Raw genomic sequence first — 15,079 nt, forward strand, 5'->3', positions numbered from 1 at the left:
GTTCTAGAAAGTACGTTGGATCGACAGCGACACGAAGTCGCGGTCTTTCATCGTTTGCCTGAAGGACAGGGCGCCCCCCACGACGAGCGGTGCGGCTTTGCCGAAGAAGTGAGTCAGCTGCAGGCTTGCGCGCCAGGTCTTGGCATACTCGGCCTTGACACCGATCGTGAAGTCGCCGCCGTGCCGCGGGCCGAACGAGAACACGGAAGACTGACCATCGATGGCGTAGCCCAGGCCGATCGGCACGCTCAAATCGAGTTGCGGAAGCACCTGGAAGTACTGCGGCTCGAACGCCACGCGCAGGCCGGATGCATCGCGGGTGGTGTTCGGGTCCACCGGGTTGAGCGGGTGATTGACCTTGTAGCTCAGGCGGCGATTGAACGCGAGTTCACCGATAACGGTGGCGCCATCCCAGAGCGGCGAGGCCGGCAGCAAGGTGACCGCCGACACCTGCGCATGGAATGAATTGCCGGTCGGGTAAGCCGGGTTGTTGCTGCCATTGAAGGCGGGGCTGAACACCGCCACGGCGCCGCCGGGCGGCGTGATCGGCGTGTTGTGGCGGTAAGAGACTTCCCCTGAAACGTTCGTGTCGCTGACGACCGTGCTGAAGCTCGCGCCGTAGGTGGTCACGCGTTGCGGGTAGACAAGGGAGTATCCCGTGGGCACGGGCCCGACGCCGGGCAAGATGCCGAGCGCGATCATCGCGATAGGCAGCTTCTCGTGGTACCGGGCCGCGTAGAGACCGTATTCGGTGAACGACCCCGGAAGCTTGAACTTGAACTGCGCCCCGAACTCGCCGTGGTTGGGCGCTTTCTGGTCGGGCGTGCGCGGCGCGACGCCGCCAGGGAAGAAGCTCTCCGCGCCGGCGTCGACGGCGTCGACGGTGGAGAAATACGTGTTGGCACCGGGCAGCCGGTACTTGCGCCACTCCAGGTGGTAGTACGCGCCCAGGGACATGTCCTTGCTCAGCTGCCATTGCGCCGAGAGCTGACCGACCGGCATACCGATTTCCTTGAACTGCGAGTTCGGCACCGATACCGCCTTGATCACGTCAATGGGCACTTGCGCATTGGCAATGCCGTTGCCGCCGAAGAACAGGCTCTCGCCGTACATCAGCGTGTAGCGACCGAGCCGGAACGACAGGGGCATGCCGGCCGCGTCCACCTTGCCGAAGACGTACGCATCCAGCACCTCGGCCTTGCGGCCCTGCAGCTTGCGCACGTCGTCCGGGTACTCGTTGTCCGCCACGCTCGAGTGGTTCGGCGGCACGTAACTGCCGGCGAACGGTGCTGATGTTTCAAAGTCGTTGCTGCGGTTGTAGACGTCGTCGTACCAGGCGGCGCCGCTGACGCGCAAGCCAAAACTGCCGCGGCGTACGTCAAGCTCGCTGAAGAGATCGAAACGGTTCGAGATCAGGCCGCCGCGCTTCGTGCTTCGGTCGCCGTCGTCGAAGCCCGGATCGGCGAGCAGCGCCGCATCGGGCTTCTTCAGCCGCACGGCGGCGCCGTACTTGACCGTGGTGTCCCACCGCACGCTGATGTCGGGATTTCCGGTGTCGATTTCCATGGCTCCTGCCGTGCCGCCTGCAAGCGCGATGCCCGCTGCGGCCGCCACCGGCAGAAGGCGCATCGCGCAGCGCCTCGGCGCCAGGTCGAGCTGTCTCTCTGTCTTTTTCACGCTGGTCTCCTGGTGATGAACTTGTCGATTGCGCGATTCATCGGATCGTCCGAGCACTCGTGCCGCCGCCCCTACCGGGCCCCCTCCCCCGCTCATTCAATGGCGTGTCTTCGCGCTCGTGCATGGTGTTGACAAAAAGCAAGCGGCACACCTGCAGAAAGATAGGTTTCCTGGCACGGCACGGCGGGCACAGTCGCTGCGATGAAAACAATGGGCTCCATCAGGAGACTTGGATGAACAGCGTGGCAACCATGGCCCTGCGCCCTTCCTCTCGACGATTGCTGGCCTCGTTGGCGTTTTCCCTGGGTCTGTCATGGGGGCACGCCGAACCCATCGTCATCGGCCAGTCGCTCCCGCTGTCCGGTGCCGGCGGTTTCGCCACCGGCAACCGTGTCCACGCAGGCGCCCTCGCCTACATCAACTTCATCAATGAGAAAGGCGGCGTTCACGGACGGCCGCTGAAGCTGGTCACACTGGACGATGGAAACGACCCGAAAGTGCACGCCGGCAATGTGCGGCAACTGGTCGCCAAGGAGGGCGCGGTCGTGATCGTCAATTGCCTGGACGACACGGCCTGCAAGTCCGGGGCGACCGCCGCCGCCGAACTCGGCGTGCCACTGGTGGGCCCTCTGGCCGGCAGCCGCGAACTGCGCCAGCGCGCCGCACGGCACGTCTTCAGCGTTCGGCCATCGCACGAGCGGGAGGCGGAACTGCTGGTGCGCCAGCTGCAGTCCATGGGCCTCACGCGCGTGGCGCTGCTGTCCGACGGCAATTGCGGTGGCGAACGCGCGGCGGCACTGGCCACCGCGCTGGGCGCGGGAAACATCCACATGGAGCGCTTGGCGGCAGACGGCGGCGCCGACAAGCTGATCGCCGCCCTGCGCGATATCGGCAAGGCATCGCAGCAGGGAGTGGTGCTCGATCTCGGCCTGAACTCGATCGATGTGCTGGGACAACTCCCGCCGGAGACCTTGACGGCCATCCAGGACGGACTGCCTGGTGTCGTGGCGACCACTTCCGCACCGGGGCTCACGCAGCTGTCTCGCCTGTTTCGCGGCCGCGTTCTGGGATTCACCATGGTGGTTCCGAACCCGGAGACATCCAACCTCGCATTGATCCGCGATCTGAACGTGCAAAGCGAGCGGGCATCCAGCGCCGATGCCATCACCTTCGAAGGCCTGGAGAGTTACCTGCACCTGCGCCTGGTGGTGGAAGCGCTGCGCCGCGCCGGCCCCAGGGTGGATGCGACCAAACTCCAGAAGACCTTGGCAGAGATCACCACGCTCGACCTGGGCGGCTTCAAGCTCAGCTTTCGTGAGGAGCCACGCAACGGCTCGGATTGGATGGAAATCGGCATGCGGTCACGGACCGGCCGCATGCTGCGTTGAGTTCGACGCCGCTTTTTTTAAACGCCCTATTCACCGCGCCTATCTTTGGTGAGGTGACGTGAATGCGGCGCGTGCCCATAGTGCGCCGACCCAAATGAAATTCATGAAAGCGAGCCAACAAATGAACATGCAAGCCGCCCGATTCCATCGAACGGGACCGCCCGAGGTCTTGCAGATCGAAGAAGTGCCGACTCCAGCGCCCGGTCCCGGGCACGTGCTGGTGCGCGTCGAGGCAGCAGGCGTCAACTATGCGGACGTCGTGCGTCGGCGGGGCGACTTCTATCCGGTGCCCACGCCGCTGCCGCACATCAGCGGCGCGGAGGTCATCGGCCGCATTGAAGCCGTGGGCGAAGGCGTGGATGCGGCGATGCGCGGCAAGCGCGTGCTGGGTGGTTGCGACGGCGGTGCGTATGCCGAATACGTGTCACTGCCTGCGCGGGGCGTGTACGAAGTACCCGAGGACATCGACGCGGCCGATGCGGTGGCGCTCTTCGTGCAGGGGCTCACGGCGGCACTGACTCTGAAGGAATCCGGCGCGCTGCAGCCGGGCGGCAGCGTTTTCGTCGAAGGCGCCGCTGGCGGCGTCGGATCGCTGGCGCTGCAACTGGCGCGCCTTTACGGCGCGGGCGTCGTCGTCGCCGGTGCCGGCAGCGAGGCCAAGCTCGCTTTCGCGCGGCAACTCGGGGCCGACGCCGCAGTGGACTACATGCGGCCCGGCTGGGCTGCGGAGGTGCGCCAGGCGACCGGCGGCCGTGGCGTCGACGTGGCACTCGAGATGACCGGTGGAGATACGTTGCTCGAATGCCTGGATGCGCTGGCGCCGGGCGGCCGGATGGTGGTTTTCGGCGCAGCCAGCGGCACGCTGCCGGCCGTGCCGGTTGACAAGCTGATGGCGCGCGGCGCCGGGGTGCAGGCCTTCTTCCTCGGCGCATACCTCGCTCGTCGTCCGGTCATCGAGCATCTGTTGGCCGAACTCTTCGGTTGGCTGCGGGAGGGAAAGCTCCTGGTGCACGTGGGCGGACGCTATCCACTCGCGAAAGCGGCCGAGGCGCATCGCGCCATCGAGTCACGGGCGACGACCGGCAAGCTGGTCGTGCTCCCATGAGCCGTCGGGCCGCCCCAAGGCTCATGGCCCCGCAGCGCGCAGTGCGGAGGGTCGTCCAGCGAGCGTCCCGCACAGGACTGCATTCGATCACTCATTCAGGAAATCACATGAAGCCCGCATGGCTTGAACACTATTCGCCTGGCGTGCCGGCAACCATCGACGCCCATGCGGCCGCTTCGCTGGCCGAGGTCATCGACAAGGCTTGCGCCCGGTTCGCCGACCGCCCCGCCTACTCTCAGGGCGGAACGACGCTCTCGTATGCCGAGTTCGATGCGCATGCGCGTCATTTCGCGGCCTGGCTGCAGCAGGTGTCCGACCTGAAGCCGGGCGACCGGATCGCGCTGATGATGCCCAACCTCCTGGCCTATCCGGTCGCGCTGGCCGGCGCCTTGCGCGCGGGCCTGGTCGTGGTGAACGTCAATCCGATGTACACCGCGCGCGAACTCCTGCATCAGCTGAAGGATTCCGGTGCGACGGTGATCGTCGCGGTCGAGGCCACGCTGCCCCTGGTGCGGCAGGTTCGCGAGGCAGGGGGCCTGCGCCGGGTGATCGCCGTCGCCATGACCGACCTGCAGCGCGAACAGGCCCCTGGCGCCGCGGCGCTCGAGCATGGAGAGGATCGCTTCACCCAATTGCTGGCCGTAGGCGCCGGCCTTGATTTCGACGCGCCGCGCATCGGCCGCGACCACCTGGCCTTCCTGCAGTACACCGGCGGCACCACCGGTGTGTCCAAAGGCGCGATGCTGACCCACGGCAACATCGTTGCCAACCTTCAGCAGGGTGCGGCGTGGTATGGCAGCGCGCTGGGCGAGGGCGCGGTCGCCGTCACGGCGATCCCGCTGTACCACATCTTCGGCCTGACCTTCAACTGCCTGGTGATGATCCAGGCCGGCGCGCTCAACCGGCTGGTCGCCAACCCTCGCGATCCGGCGCAATTGTTTGCGGCGCTGGCGCCGGGATTCACCATCCTGTCGGGCGTCAACACCCTGTTCAATGGCTTGCTGAACGCCCCTGAGATCGAAGGCGTCGATTTCAGCACCCTGAAGCTGGCCGTCAGCGGGGGCGCCTCCACCCAGGCCGCCGTGGCCGAGCGATGGCTGCGCGTCACCGGCTGCCGCATCGGCGAGGGGTACGGCCTGACCGAGACCTCGCCCTTCGCCCTGGCCAATGCCATGCACGCGGGCTTCGGTGGCGGCCTGCTGCCCTTCCCGTCGACCCAGGTGGCGATCCGCAACGAGGCCGGGGTCGAGCTGCCGGTGGGCGACGTCGGCGAAATCTGCATCCGCGGGCCCCAGGTGATGCGCGGCTACTGGCAGCAGCCCGCCGAAACCGCGGCGGTCCTGGACGCCGATGGCTGGCTGCGCACCGGCGACGTCGGCCACATGGATGCGCGTGGCGCCGTCACCGTGACGGATCGCAAGAAGGACATGGTGCTGGTGTCCGGCTTCAACGTGTTTCCGAACGAGGTGGAAGCGGTGCTCGCGGCCCATCCGAAGGTGCTGGAGTGCGCCGTGATCGGCGTGCCCGACCCGACCAGCGGCGAGGCCCTGAAGGCCTTCGTGGTCGCGCGCGACGCCGGCCTGACGGCCGAGGCCCTGATCGAGCACTGCCGCGCTTCATTGACCGCGTACAAGGTGCCGCGCCAGTTCGCCTTCACCGACCAGCTGCCCAAGAGCCCGGTCGGCAAGATCCTGCGGCGCAGCCTGCGCGCCTGAAACCATCCACACGAGGAAACCCATGTCCGACATTTTTGTGCCCGGCCTGCTGAAGGACCGGACCGCGTTCATCACCGGCGGCAGCAGCGGCATCAACCTGCACATCGCCCTCCGCTACGCCGCCGCGGGCGCGAAGGTGGCGATCGTCGGCCGCGATGCCGCCAAGGCCGAAGACCAGGCGGCGGGCATCCGCGCGGCGGGTGGCCAGGCGCTGGGCCTGTCGGCCGACGTGCGCGACTACGCGGCCGTCGAGGCCGCGCTGCGCCATACGCACGACACCTGGGGCGAGATCGACATCGTCATCGCGGGCGCCGCCGGCAACTTCGTCGCGCCGGCGCTGGGCATGTCGAGCAACGGCTTTCGCACCGTGGTGGACATCGACTTGAACGGCACCTTCAACACCGCGCGGGCCGCGCACGCCTTCCTGCGCAAGCCGGGCAGCAGCTTCATCGCGATCTCGGCCGGGCATGCGACCATGCCGGTGGCCGGCCAGTCCCAGGTCTGCGCCGCCAAGGCCGGCATCGAGATGCTGGTGCGCTGCCTGTGCATCGAATGGGGCGGCGACGGCGTGCGCTGTCTGGCCATTGCCCCCGGCCCCGTCGACGGCACCGAAGGCATGCGCCGCCTGGCGCCCGAGGGCGCACGCAGCCTGGAGCGCATGCTGGCCACCGTGCCCTCCGGCCGGCAGGCCAGCCTTGACGAACTGGCCGACCTCGCGCTGTTCCTCGTCAGCGGCGCGGCCAGCTACATCAACGGCGCGGTGATTCCCATCGACGGTGGGCTGACCAACCTCGGCTCCCATGCCTTCGGGGAGATGCTGCTCGATTCGGTGCGTGCGCGCGCCGCCTGAACACCCGCCTGGTCGTGGCAGTCTTCAGCGCACTCGGCCCTGCAGCGACAGGCGTCCCAGCAGGGTCTGGGCATAGTCCTGGTCCCGCGGGCTCTCCAGCTCGACCTCCACCTGCACGCCGCGGCCTTCGTCGCGGGCACTGACATCGCGCACCGCGATGCCGGCTGCACCGAGCAGCTCGCGCACGGCGCGCTCGGCGGCGCGTGCGCGCAGCCGGTTGCGGGCGAGCTTGCCGACCGCCGTGGCCGGCAGTTCGGGCAGCGGCTCGATCCAATCGGGCAAGGCCGCCCGCTCGATCGTCTGCTGCCGCAGGTGCGCCTGCAACGCTTCGGCGTCGCAGGATTCGCCCCGGCGCAGCTTGACGTAGGCCACCGGGATCTCGCCGGCATGGGCGTCGGGCCGTGCGACGACGGCGGCCGCTTCGACCGCCGGATGGCGCAGCAGGGCTTCCTCGACCGGCGCCGGGTCGATGTTGTGGCCGCCGCGGATGATCAGGTCGCGTGCCCGTCCGACCAGCCAGACGAAGCCGTCGGCGTCCTGCCAGCCGAGGTCGCCGCTGTCGTACCAGCCTTCGGCGTCAAAGGGCTGCTGCGGGCTCCCGAGGTAGCCGCCGAAGACGTGCGGCCCCTGGAACAGCAGATGGCCGACCTCGCCGGGAGCGCAATCGCGCGACGGCGTACCGGGCAGCGCCACGCGCACCCGCGTGTAGGGCAGCCGCAGGCCGATGGAACCCGGTTTGCGGTGGCCGTGCAGCGGGTTCTGCGTCGCCACGCAGTGCAGCTCGGTGCAGCCATAGCCCTCGATCACCGGCACGCCGGCGTGGGCCTCGAAACGCGTGAGCGTCGCGCGCGGCAGCGGTGCCGCCCCACACCACACCAGTTCGAGCGATGAGATGTCGGCATCGACGGGCACGTCCAGCAGCGAGCTCAGAACGGTCGGCACCGTCGAGACATGCGTCACGCGGTGCTGCGCCAGCAACTGCCAGAAGCGCGGGTACAGCGCCTTGTTGCGCCAGCCGCCGCCCACCAGCAGCACGGCGGCACCCGCCGACAGAGGCGCCAGCCCGGTGAGCGTGAGGCCGGCGACGTGGAACAGCGGCATCGCGCCCAGGACGAGATGGCCCGGCCGCAGACCGTACATCGCCGCCAAGAGCGCGTTGTCGAACACTTGACCGAGATGGTGCTGCGCGGCGAGCTTGGGCCGGCCGGTGGTGCCACCGGTGTGGAACCACGCGCAGAGCTGCCGCGGGTCGGCCGGCGCCGTGGCGTCCAGGGGCACATCCGCATCTTCACCGGCCAGCGCCTCGTCCCAGTCGAGCACAGGCACGCGTAGCGGGTAGGCCGGCTGCGTAGGCGCGCAGGCCTCGTCGCGGACCGCCACCACCGCACGGAGCCCGGGCACCAGTTCCAGCAGCCCGGGCACCTTGGCCCAGATCTGCGCATCGGCGCGACTGGCCACCAGCACATGGGCATCTGCCGCGCGCAGCAGGCCGGCGATGTGCTCGGTCTCCAGCATCGGGTTGACCGGCAGTGCGACGCCGGCACATTCGGCGCTCCAGATGGCATGGTGGGCCTGCGGCCCATGGTGAAGCAGGCAGGCCACGACGGGCGTGGCCCGGCCATGCTGCGCGGCCAGCCGGCGCCACAGTGCGGCGGCGCGGCGCAGCGTCGCGTTGAACTCGGCATGGCTCTGGCGGCTCGCCGGTTCACAGCGGGAGTCGCCTGGATGTGGCAGGTAGATCCAGGCGGTCGCGTCGGGATGTGCCGAGGCGGCAGCCTCCAGCAGCGCGCCCACGCTGCGCCACGGCAGGCGTTGCTCCAGCGGCATGCGCTCGATGCGCTCGATGTCGGCCTGGCTGGCGATGGTCAGCATGTCCATCGGCATGGCTCAGGCCATTTCCTGCAGGGCCGCGGCGCCTTGGCCGCCACCCACGCACATCGTGACCTCCACCTCGGCGTTCTCGAGCATCGGCCTGTAGATCGACGGCGCGGTGGACACGATCACGACTTCGTTCATGCGGGCGTCTCCTGCGTATCGAGGGCCCGTGCCCGGCGCAGGCTGCCGCCGGAGGCGGCCAGATTGTCGATCAGGGCCGCGGGTCGCCAGAAGTCAGCCTGCGCGGCATCGCCGCCGGCCCGGCTGGCCTGGTCCCGCAGCAGCCGCAGCACGTTCACCAGGCCCATCTCGTCGGCCTGGAACATCGGGCCGCCCTTAGGCGCAGGGAAGCCGTAGCCGGCCACGTAGACGACATCGATGTCGGAGCCGCGCTGCGCGATGCCTTCACCGAGCACGCGCGCGCCTTCGTTGATCAGCGCGAGCAGGCAGCGCTCGACGATCTGCTGCGCAGCCACGCTGCGGCGCACGATGCCCCGCTCGGCCGCGAAGGCCTCGATCAGCGCATGCACTTGCGGCGCGGGTTGCGGGCGTTTCGCGCCCTCGGCATGCCGGTACCAGCCCTGCCCTGTCTTCTGGCCGAACCAACCCTGCTCGCACAAGGCGTCGGCAATGCCGTCGCGCTCGGCCACGCCGCGTGCGCGGCGGTGGCGGCGGGCGGCCCAAGGCACATCGTTGCCGACCAGGTCGAGCATGCGGAAGGGGCCCATCGCAAAGCCCCAGGACTCGAGCGCGGCGTCGACCTGCTCCGGCCAGGCGCCTTCTTCGACCAGGCGGCAGGCCTGGTCGATGTACGCCTCGAGGATGCGGTTGCCGATGAAGCCGTCGCACACGCCGGCCACCACCGGCGTCTTGCGCAGGCGCGATGCCAGCGCCATCGCCGTGGCCAATGCGGCGTCGCCGGCATGTGCCGTGCGCACGACCTCCAGCAGCGGCATCACCTGCGCGGGACTGAAAAAATGCAGGCCCACCACGTCGGCGGGGCGCGCGGTGCCGGCAGCCAGGGCATCGAGATCGAGCGTGGAGGTGTTGCTCGCGATCAGTGCTGCCGGATGCGCCAGCGCGGCCATGCGTTGCAGCAGCGCCTGCTTCAGGCCGAAGTCTTCGAACGCGGCCTCGACGAGGACATCGGCTTCGCGCCAGGGGCGCTCGTCGAGCGTGAAGGCAAAGTGCTCGCGCAGGGCCATGGCTCCGGCCTCGCCGATGCGCCGGGCCTGCGCCGTGCAGTAGGTTTCGATGGTCGCCCGGCCCCGGGCCAGGCCGGCCTCGTCGCGGTCGGTCAGCGTGACCGGAATGCCGGCCTGCGCGAAGCAGATCGCGATGCCGGTGCCCATCAGGCCGGCACCAATGATCAGCGCACGCTCGATCGGTCGCGCTGCAGCACCGGGGGCGAGCCCGGCCAGCTTGCGCGCCTCGGCTCGGGCGAGAAAGCCGTAGCGCAACGCGCGCGCCGGCTCCGTCGCGGCCTGGGCGCGGAAGTGCTCGATCTCGAAGCGCATGCCGGCCTCGAAGTCCGCGAGGCTGCGCTCGATGGCGTCGATCGCCAACGCGGTGCCGGGCCAGGCACGCCGGTCCGCGGCCGTGCTGCGGCGGGCGAACTGCAGCAGCGCCTGCGCCGACGGATGCTCGACGCGGCGGTCACGCAGGCGCGGCAGCGGCCGCGCCTCGGCATGCTCCAGGGCGAAGGCCACGGCGCATTCGAGCAGGTCACCGTCGGCGAGGGCGCTCACCAGCGCGGTGCCGGCCCACGCCGAAGCGGGCACCGTGCGTCCGCTGAGGATGAGGTTCAGCGCCGCTTCGAGCCCGATGGCACGCGGCAGCTTCTGCGTGCCGCCTGCTCCGGGAAAGAAGCCGAGCGTGATCTCGGGCAGCCCAAGCTTGGCATCGGGCATGCAGAGGCGGTAGTGGCAGGACAGCGCCAGCTCCAGCCCGCCGCCCACGGCGCTGCCGTGGATGGCCGCGACCACGGGCTTGTCCATCGCCTCGATCTGCTCGTTGATCGTGGCGTGCAGCGAGGGCTCGTCCAGGCCGTCGGTGTCGAAGTCCGCCAGCTCGGCGCCAGCGCAGAAGGCCTTGCCGGCGCCGATCAGCACCGCCGCGCGCACGGCGGGGTCCCGTGCCGCCTGTTCCAGGCAAGCCGACAACGCGATGCGCAGCGGCTTGGCCAGCACGTTGACGGGGGGATGGTTCAGCGTCAGCACGGCGACCTCGCCGTGGCGTGCGTAGGAAACGAGGCCGTTCATGGCGCACACCTTCGCGCTGGGTCGCAAACTGCCAGCGTGGCAGAGGAAGTATTTTTGTCAACCATTGTTGATGATTGTTCATCAACAATGTCAGGCCGCAATCGGGGGTTTACCCGGAGATACAGAGATCACCGTGAACCATCGATCGATGAAAATGTCTCCATGGCTTCAAGAAAGACTTACTTGAGAAACCTGCTGCTGCAGCGTTTCGACTGGATGGAAGAGCGCGTGCTGGAGCGCGCCGTGGCGAGCGGCTATGCCCACATCACGCCCGCGATGAACCGGCTGTTCGCCCACATGTGGGGGCAGCCTGTGGGCTTGTCAGAGCTCTCGCGGCGGCTGGGCATCTCGCGCCAGGCGGTGCACAAGCTGGCGAGCGAGGCGGCGCGGCACGGGTTGGTCGAGTTCGTGGCCTCGACCGAGGATGCGAGGGTGGTGATGCTGCGCTTCACCGATGAAGGCTGGGCGATGTCCGCGAGCGCGGCGCGCGACTTCGAAGCCATCGAGACTGCGATCACAGCGAAACTCGGGAAGGCCAAGGTGGCACAGCTCAAGGCCTTGCTGGCCGAGCCCTGGGGCGACGAAGGAGCCTGACATCGCCTTCGCATGTCAGCCCACGACCAGCAAGGTCGATTTGGCGCTGGCGACGGGCTCGGCACCGGGCTGGAACAGCCGGCCTCGGGTGAAGATCAGGTTGCGGCCCTTGCGCTCGATCTCACCGATCGCCACGTAGGTGCCCGCCTTGGCGGCTCGCAGGAAGGCCACGTTGATCGTGGCAGTGGCGATCGTCTGGCCTGGCCCGACCGCGGCAAGTCCGGCAAAGCTCATTGCGAAGTCGAGCATCGCCGTGACGGCGCCGCCCTGGATCACCTGCGCGCCTTGCAGGAATTGTTCGCCGGGCGTGAAGTGCAGCTCGATCATGCCGCGCTCGCGGTCCAGCCGGTGCAACTGCGCGCCGAGCGCGAGCGCGAGCGGGCTGGAATCGATGGCCAGTGGTTTGCCGCAGGCGGGGTCGAAGCTGCGCAGCAAAGCTTGATCCGGGTTGGTCATGAGGTGACTCAGGTGCGATAGCCCGGGTTGATGCGATCGAGCCTGCGCAGCAGCGCCGGCCAGACGAAGCCACCGCCCCGGCCTTCCGTCTGCACCTGGGTTGCCTCTTGATTGACGGCGATGATGGAAGGATCGACGGGGATCAACTCGATGCCGCCCGACTGCGCGGCAATCTGGATCTGGCAGGCCGTCTCGAAGATGTACATGTCCAGAAAAGCATCGGCAATGGACGGAGCCGCCGTCAGCAGCCCGTGGTTGCGCAGGCACAGATGCCTCTTGTCGCCGAGATCCGCCTGCAGGCGCGGCTTCTCGTCCGGCCGGAAGGCGATGCCTTCGTAATCGTGGTAGGCCAGGGACGCCAGCACCACCGTGCTCTGCTGGGAAATCGGCAATAAGCCGTTCTTCTGCGCGGCCACAGCCACGCCCGCCCGTGTATGCGTGTGCATGACACATTGCGCGTCTTCGCGCACCTCGTGGACGGCGCTGTGGATCACGAACCCAGCCGGGTTGACCGGGAAGGGCGAGTCATCGAGTTTGTTGCATTGCAGATCCACCTTGACCAGCGACGAAGCGGTGACCTCGTCGAACATCCAGCCGTAGGGGTTGATCAGGAAATGGTGCTCCGGGCCAGGCAGGCGCGCGCTGAAATGCGTGAACACCAGGTCGGTCCAGCCATACAGCGCAGCCAGCCGGTAGGCTGCGGCCAGGTCGCAACGCATGCGCCATTCTTCAGCGCTCACGCGGCCTTCGAGACTTTGCGTGTTCATCGATCTCTCCCTGTTTCAAAAGTGTCGGGTTGAGCAGTCATGTCGGCGTCTTCTCCTAGGTTGGGCGGCTGGGCGTGAACCCACCCGGCCGGGCAACAACCGCCATCGTCGTCCGGACGGATGGCCGGCGCACCTGTCCAAAGACAGGTGCGCCATCTTCTTGCGCATTCGATGCTTATCAACCATGGTTGACACTTAGGAGACTGAAACATGCCCACTCGCCGCCAATTCGCCAGCCGACTCGCAGGAATCGCCGCGCTATCCGCAGCGCCGTTCCGTCTCGCGCAGTCCCAGAACCTGGATGTCGCAAAAATCCTTGTCGGATTTCCGCCGGGTGGAGCCACCGACGCAGTGGCCCGTCGAATCGCCGAGAAAATGCGAGGCGGCTATGCCAATGCTGTCGTGGTCGAGAACAAGCCCGGCGCTGCCATGCAGATTTCGATTTCGACGCTCAAGGACAGTCCACCGAACGGCAGCACGTTCTTGTTGAGTCCTACCGCGCCTTTCTCGATCTATCCCTTCACCTACCGCAAACTTCCGTATGCCCTGGAAGACGTGGCGCCGGTCTCGACGGTTTGTGCATTTGATTTCGGGTTCGCCGTGGGCCCCGCCGTCCCGGCGAGCGTGCGCGGGATCAAGGACTTCCTCTCGTGGTGCAAGGAGAATCCGGCAAAGGCCAACTTTGGCTCCCCAGCGCCGGGCTCCACACCCCATCTTCTTGGCATCATCTTGTCCAAGACTTCAGCCGTGGACTTGCTGCACATTGGCTATCGTGGAGATGCACCAGCGCTGCAGGACTTGATGGGCGGCCAATTGACCGGATTTTCCTCGACCATCGGCAGCTTCCTGCCGCACCTCAAGAGCGGGAAGGTCCGTCTCCTTGCTGTGTCGGGCGTTGGCCGCAACGACTTCGTGCCTGACGTGCCCACCTTCCGTGAGCAGGGGTATCCGATCACCGCAACGGAATCGTATGGCTTGTTTCTTCCGGGCAAGACACCCCAGGACGTCGTCCGCCGCGCGGCGGCCTATCTTCAGCCCGTTCTGGCACAGCCCGATGTGGTGAGCGCCCTGGGTGACATCGGCATGACCGCGAGGTCGAGCACACCGCAAGCCCTGTCTGATCTGTTGAAAGCGGACACAGAAGTGTGGCGCCGCTTGATCAAGGACATTGGATTCACGGCGGATTCCTGATCACACCGGCATGGGATGTCCTTCCGCATCGAAGAAGGACATGACGATGGCCCGTGCAATGTGCGGGTTCTCGCGGGCTGCGATGAGCATCCCAAAGTCCTGCGCACGCCGCACGGGGCTGGGCTCGCGCAGGCGACGCTTGTGCTCCGTGGAGGTGGAGTTGGTCACCTCCCAGTACACGCGGCGGCGGTCGGCGTCGTAGAAGTCGAGCACCTTGTCGTCGGAACGGCCCTGGATCACTGCGCCCAGCGCCGTGGCGACGTGGGCAGCGTCCAGCGCGCCGGTGTTCAGCCCCATGCCACCCACGGGATTGGTGATGTGCGCGGCATCGCCGGCCAGCAGCACGCGGCCGACGCGCAAGCGGTCGGCGCAGCGCTGATGCACGCGATACGGTGCGGCCGACTCGATGTCGTATGCCGCCCGATGCGCGCTGGCAGGCAGGATGCGCCCGTACCGCTCGGGGATGCGACGCAGGACTTCGTCCTCGGGCAGGCTCGCGTCTTCGCCATAGGTCACGCGCCACAAGCCTTCCCTGTTGATCTTCACCGTGACGGCCCAGTCGACCGGATGGTGCACCAGCGTGGTCTTGCCGAAACCGTGTTCCTCCAGGTCGAGCCAGACGTTGGTGGCGACGAAACGCTCCGGCCAGGTGTGACCTTCGAAGGTCGCGCCGATGCACCTGCGCACCGCGGAGCGGGCACCGTCCGCACCCACCACCCAGTCGCTGCGGAAGGTCTCGGTGCCCTGTTCCGACTGGAGCGTCGTCGTGACGCCGGTCGGGTCCTGCTCGAGGTCGAGCACCCGACGACCCCACAGCACATTCACATGGGGCAGCTTCGCCAGATGCTCGAGGATCACGCTGGCCAGCGTGTGCTGGCCGCATTGCACGCCGTAGTGGTACGGCGTCAGGTCCTTGACCACATCGAAGCACACCGGTACGCGCTGGTCCTCCAGCTTGTAGTACTGCCAGAAGGTGTCGTTCTTCAGCGCCACCTTCAAGACGTCGTCCAGCACACCGAAGCTGTCCAGCACCTTCACGACGGGTGGCATGTAGTTGGTGGCGCGCGGCGCCTTCGACGGCGAAAGTTCCTGGTCCACCACGGTCACGGCAATGCCCATGCGGGCCAGTCCCAACGCGGCCAGCAGGCCCGTCGGTCCGGCGCCCACCACCAGCACATTGGCGTCTGCGTTCATCGTTGG

The 15,079-nt window shown here is 67.7% G+C and carries 13 protein-coding genes; 6 read left to right on the forward strand and 7 right to left on the reverse strand.

The genetic code is table 11. The features are described 5' to 3' along the window. Nucleotides 1-3: 3 nt before the first annotated feature. A complete protein-coding gene (locus RCO38_RS23225; RefSeq protein ID WP_308330911.1) occupies nt 4-1,677 on the reverse strand; it encodes a DUF1302 domain-containing protein in 1,674 nt (557 codons plus the stop codon). Nucleotides 1,678-1,928: 251 nt separating this feature from the next. Here RCO38_RS23225 and RCO38_RS23230 point away from each other — a divergent pair, with 251 nt between their 5' ends. The 4 genes from RCO38_RS23230 (at nt 1,929) to RCO38_RS23245 (ending at nt 6,735) form a co-directional block, all read left to right on the forward strand. After that, a complete protein-coding gene (locus RCO38_RS23230; RefSeq protein ID WP_308330912.1) occupies nt 1,929-3,065 on the forward strand; it encodes an ABC transporter substrate-binding protein in 1,137 nt (378 codons plus the stop codon). A gap of 94 nt (nt 3,066-3,159) precedes the next feature. After that, nucleotides 3,160-4,170 (forward strand): quinone oxidoreductase family protein, encoded by a 1,011-nt coding sequence (locus RCO38_RS23235; RefSeq protein WP_308330913.1) that lies wholly within the window; start codon nt 3,160-3,162, stop codon nt 4,168-4,170. A gap of 107 nt (nt 4,171-4,277) precedes the next feature. Then, nucleotides 4,278-5,885, forward strand: a complete 1,608-nt coding sequence (locus RCO38_RS23240) for an AMP-binding protein (protein ID WP_308330914.1) — start codon at nt 4,278-4,280, stop codon at nt 5,883-5,885. A gap of 22 nt (nt 5,886-5,907) precedes the next feature. Beyond that, complete coding sequence (locus RCO38_RS23245) at nt 5,908-6,735, forward strand: SDR family oxidoreductase (protein WP_308330915.1); 828 nt, start codon at nt 5,908-5,910, stop codon at nt 6,733-6,735. A 24-nt stretch (nt 6,736-6,759) separates the two neighbouring features. On the opposite strand, the gene RCO38_RS23250 is transcribed toward RCO38_RS23245, so the two are convergent. Genes RCO38_RS23250 through RCO38_RS23260 form a run of 3 tightly spaced genes read right to left on the reverse strand, consistent with a single transcriptional unit; the run spans nt 6,760 to nt 10,871 of the window. Continuing rightward, nucleotides 6,760-8,613, reverse strand: a complete 1,854-nt coding sequence (locus tag RCO38_RS23250) for an AMP-binding protein (RefSeq protein ID WP_308330916.1) — start codon at nt 8,611-8,613, stop codon at nt 6,760-6,762. 9 nt (nt 8,614-8,622) lie between these two features. Next, nucleotides 8,623-8,751, reverse strand: coding sequence for a hypothetical protein (locus tag RCO38_RS23255; RefSeq protein ID WP_308330918.1), 129 nt, complete (start codon nt 8,749-8,751; stop codon nt 8,623-8,625). Beyond that, the gene (locus tag RCO38_RS23260) at nt 8,748-10,871 is read right to left on the reverse strand and encodes a 3-hydroxyacyl-CoA dehydrogenase NAD-binding domain-containing protein (RefSeq protein ID WP_308330919.1); all 2,124 of its coding nucleotides are present in this window, start codon (nt 10,869-10,871) and stop codon (nt 8,748-8,750) included. The genes RCO38_RS23255 and RCO38_RS23260 overlap by 4 nt, the downstream gene beginning before the upstream one ends. Before the next feature lie 162 nt (nt 10,872-11,033). Between RCO38_RS23260 and RCO38_RS23265 the strand changes: the two genes are divergently transcribed. After that, the gene (locus RCO38_RS23265; RefSeq protein ID WP_308330920.1) at nt 11,034-11,465 is read left to right on the forward strand and encodes a MarR family winged helix-turn-helix transcriptional regulator; all 432 of its coding nucleotides are present in this window, start codon (nt 11,034-11,036) and stop codon (nt 11,463-11,465) included. A gap of 15 nt (nt 11,466-11,480) precedes the next feature. Here the strand turns inward: RCO38_RS23265 and RCO38_RS23270 are convergent, their stop codons facing one another. Together RCO38_RS23270 and RCO38_RS23275 are read right to left on the reverse strand one after the other, a co-directional pair. Beyond that, nucleotides 11,481-11,921, reverse strand: a complete 441-nt coding sequence (locus RCO38_RS23270; protein WP_308330921.1) for a PaaI family thioesterase — start codon at nt 11,919-11,921, stop codon at nt 11,481-11,483. Between the two features lie 8 nt (nt 11,922-11,929). Further along, nucleotides 11,930-12,688 carry a class II aldolase/adducin family protein gene (locus RCO38_RS23275; RefSeq protein ID WP_308330923.1) on the reverse strand — a complete coding sequence of 253 codons (759 nt, stop codon included), beginning with the start codon at nt 12,686-12,688 and terminating at the stop codon, nt 11,930-11,932. A 210-nt stretch (nt 12,689-12,898) separates the two neighbouring features. Between RCO38_RS23275 and RCO38_RS23280 the strand changes: the two genes are divergently transcribed. Beyond that, nucleotides 12,899-13,879 (forward strand): tripartite tricarboxylate transporter substrate-binding protein, encoded by a 981-nt coding sequence (locus RCO38_RS23280; protein WP_308330924.1) that lies wholly within the window; start codon nt 12,899-12,901, stop codon nt 13,877-13,879. Here the strand turns inward: RCO38_RS23280 and RCO38_RS23285 are convergent, their stop codons facing one another. Further along, nucleotides 13,880-15,073 carry an FAD-dependent oxidoreductase gene (locus RCO38_RS23285; protein WP_308330925.1) on the reverse strand — a complete coding sequence of 398 codons (1,194 nt, stop codon included), beginning with the start codon at nt 15,071-15,073 and terminating at the stop codon, nt 13,880-13,882. Nucleotides 15,074-15,079 lie beyond the last annotated feature (6 nt).

Source organism: Hydrogenophaga pseudoflava (assembly GCF_031020795.1).
Lineage (GTDB): Bacteria > Pseudomonadota > Gammaproteobacteria > Burkholderiales > Burkholderiaceae_C > Hydrogenophaga > Hydrogenophaga pseudoflava_A.